The following is a 3,378-nucleotide window of genomic DNA, read 5'->3' as shown; positions in this document are numbered from 1 at the left end:
CGCCTTACGGTGGAGCTGTGCGTAGATGTGATCAAGAGACAGGGCCAGCATGACCCTGCGCCGCGCCACCTGTCGCAAGACCCCGCCGGGGAGGCCCGGCATTCCCGGCGGGTGTCGCCGGATCGTCGCCGTGCCCCGCCCGGATGTCGCCGCCGGTCCTGACGGAGCCGCCCTTGGCTGACCGCAGCCTGAGAGATGCCGGCCCGGTGCTGATCCTGGCGCCGACCGAGCGGGACGGGTTGGGCCTGTTCCGCCTCCTGGCCAGCGAAAGGATCGAGGGCCAGCGGGTCGAATCCGTGTCGGCCCTGGCCGAGTCCGTCGGCGTGGCCACCGGGCTGGTGCTGGTGACGGACGAGCTGCTGTTCCATGCCGATCTCGGGCCGCTGACCGCCCATCTCTCGCGCCAGCCGCCCTGGTCGGACCTGCCCTTCATCGTGCTCAGCCAGATGGGCACGCAGGCGCGGCGCCAGATGGACGAGATCCGGCTGGCCGAAAGGCTCGGCAACGTCCTTTTCATCGAAAGGCCGCTGAACGCCGTCACCCTGCTCAGCGCGGTGAAGACCTCGCTGCGCGCCCGCTCCTGGCAGCGCCGCCTGCGCGGCCACATGGAGGAGGAGGCCGCCGCCGCGGAGCGCATGGCGGAGCTGCTGGAGGCCCGCGTGCGGGAGCGCACCGCCGCGCTGGAGGCGGCCGAGGCCGAGCGCCGCCGCATCGCCGCCGCCCTGGCCCAGTCGCAGAAGATGGAGGCGGTGGGCCAGCTCACCGGCGGCATCGCGCACGACTTCAACAACATGCTCACCGGCGTGCTCGGCAGCCTGGACCTGATGCAGGCGCGGCTGGCGAAGGGCCGGTTCTCGGAACTGGAGCGTTTCCTCGGCCTGGCACGCACCGGGGCGGAGCGCGCAGCCGGGCTGACCCAGCGCCTGCTGGCCTTCTCCCGCCGCCAGGTCCTGACGCCGCAGCCGGTGGAGCTGCAAAGGCTCGTGGCGGGGATGGAGGGGCTGATCCGTTCCACCATCGGCCCGGAGATCGACATCGAGGTGGACGCGCCGGCGGGATCCTGGCCCGTGCTCTGCGATCCGCACCAGATGGAGAGCGCGCTGCTGAACCTCTGCATCAATGCGCGCGACGCCATGCCGGGCGGCGGACGGCTGGCCATCGCCCTGGCCAACCTTCCCGGTTCCGGCGCCCCGGGTGGCGGCGCGGAGGACCGGGTCACGCTGTCGGTACGCGACACCGGCAGCGGCATGGCGCCGGAGGTGATGCAGCGCGCCTTCGACCCCTTCTTCACCACCAAGCCGATCGGCCAGGGCACCGGGCTGGGCCTGTCGATGATCTACGGCTTCGTGCAGCAGTCCGGCGGCCGGATCACTATCGAGAGCGCGCCGGGACAGGGCACCACGCTGCGCCTTTGCTTCCCGCGCCACAGGGGCGCCGCCATCACGGCGCCCGAGGCCGGAAAGCCGGAAGCCGCCGCCACCGGCCCGGGCGGCACGGTGCTGGTGGTCGATGACGAGCCCTCGCTGCGCCTGCTGGCGGCCGAGGTGCTGCGCGAGCGGGGCTGCACCGTTCTGGAGGCCGGGGATGCCGCCTCGGCCCTGGAGATCCTGCGCGGGGGGAGGACGATCGATCTGCTCGTCACCGATATCGGTATGCCGGGGGGCATGAACGGGCGCGATCTGGCCCTGGCGGCCCGCGAGTTGCACGACACGCTGCGGGTGCTGTTCATCACCGGCTATCCCGAGGCGGCGCTGGAGGGCGTGGCCCTGTCCGGCCCGGATATGCAGCTCCTGACCAAGCCCTTCACGATGGAGGCGCTGGCCGAACGCATCCGCCACATGATGGCGCCGGACTGAGGCAGGCCGGTCCCGCCCCGGGCCCTCCGGATCAGGCGGTGATCTCGGTGGCGCGGTTCAATTCCAGCCTTTCCCAGCCCTGGCCGTTCCAGGCCCGGGGCTCGCAGTCGATCCCCCCGGGGGCGATGGTGATGCGGTTATAGGTGTTCACCTCGTTGCGCAGCCTGACGGAGGTGGCGGAGCCGGCGCTGACGATCTGCAATCCGCCCCCTTCCGCCACGATGTTCTCGTATTGCGAGGTATAGGTACGGTGCAGGTGGCCGCTGAGGACCAGCCGCACGCCGGCCTGGGACAGGACGGACAGCGCCTTGCGCGCCCGCCCGGCCAGCACCGTGTCCGGCGCCCAGGGCGGGGCCAGGAAGGGGTGATGCGCCACGATGATCCGCACCGTGCCGTCGGGCAGGGCACGGAGCCGCTCCAGCAGCCGCGACAGCCCGCCCAGGTGCACGGTGCCGTCGGCCCAGTTCATCCGCAGGCCGCCCCGGCTGACGGTGTTCAGCCCCAGCACCGCGATCTCCTGGTCCACCCAGGCGGGCTCGATATCGTCCTGGATGAAGCGCCGCCAGCGGGCATAGGGGTTGGTGAAGCGTTCCCAGGGATCGTAGTAGGGGATGTCATGGTTGCCCGGCACGGCGATCCAGGGCGCCTTCAGGGCACGGAGGAACTCCGCCGCCGCGGCGTATTCGCGGCGCCGGGCCCGCATGGTGAGGTCGCCCGAGACGGCCACCAGATCCGCCGGCGCGGCGTTCAACTCGGCCAGCAGCCCGGCCACCACCGCATCGTCCACCCGGCCGAAATGCAGGTCGGAGATATGGTCGATCCGCCTCATGCCGTCAGCGTTTCCGTCCGCGCTACGCGGTCCGCCTCCGCCACGGGGGCGAGGGCGAGCACGCACAGGGCGCGGGGGTGCAGCTGGAACCGTAGCGGCGTCGAGAGCATCCGGATCTCCCCGTCGGTGGAGACGCGCAGGTTGGGGCGGCGCGACTCGATGGTCAGCTCGGAGGTGAGGAAGTGCTCCACCTCCTCCGTCCGTCGCCAGAGGCCGAGGCCCATGGCCACCAGCATCACCAGCGACCAGAACAGGCCGAAGCGCTTCGGCCGGTGCACGGCGAGGAGGCCGGTGTCGAGCCTGGGACGGTGGAAGAAGCTGCCCAGCGCTTCCTCATAGGGGTTGTTGACCACGGACAGCGCCCGGGCCCGGACATGCTTGCTGGCCGGCGGGGCGCCCGGCCGGTCGGTCCAGACGAGGTTCAGGCTCAGGGGCGGGCGGCCGAAGGCCCGCAGCGTGCCGAGGATGGTCCGCATCCGCGCGGCGATGCCGGGGGTGCGGCGGTTCGCCTGCCGCAGCCGCGCGAAGCGGTTCGGCAGGCCCAGCACAGCCTGGCAGGTGAAGATCTCGCCGTTCACCTCGCCGATATCGATCCGCTTCGTTTCCGCGCCAGCCAGGGCGCGGGCGGCCTCCAGAGGGTCGAGCGGCATGCCGAGGTCGCGGGCCAGGACGTTGAGCGTGCCGAGCGGCAGG

General features: G+C 71.9%; 3 protein-coding genes. 1 reads left to right on the top strand and 2 read right to left on the bottom strand.

The annotated features are described in order from the left end of the window. The first annotated feature begins 173 nt into the window (after window positions 1-173). Window positions 174-1,856 (top strand): ATP-binding protein, encoded by a 1,683-nt coding sequence (locus ROTAS13_RS21485; protein WP_226946112.1) that lies wholly within the window; start codon window positions 174-176, stop codon window positions 1,854-1,856. A 31-nt stretch (window positions 1,857-1,887) separates the two neighbouring features. On the opposite strand, the gene ROTAS13_RS21480 is transcribed toward ROTAS13_RS21485, so the two are convergent. Both ROTAS13_RS21480 and ROTAS13_RS21475 read right to left on the bottom strand, forming a co-directional pair. Continuing rightward, window positions 1,888-2,685, bottom strand: coding sequence for a metallophosphoesterase (locus tag ROTAS13_RS21480; protein WP_019461239.1), 798 nt, complete (start codon window positions 2,683-2,685; stop codon window positions 1,888-1,890). Then, window positions 2,682-3,378 (bottom strand): diacylglycerol kinase family protein (locus tag ROTAS13_RS21475; protein WP_075823358.1); only part of this gene is annotated, 697 nt, incomplete at its 5' end. The genes ROTAS13_RS21480 and ROTAS13_RS21475, both read right to left, overlap by 4 nt.

This window comes from Roseomonas sp. TAS13, assembly GCF_001950415.1.
Taxonomy (GTDB): Bacteria; Pseudomonadota; Alphaproteobacteria; order Acetobacterales; family Acetobacteraceae; genus Roseomonas; species Roseomonas mucosa.
Note: the sequence above shows the minus strand (reverse complement) of the source record. Positions and strands in the feature narration are given on the sequence as shown.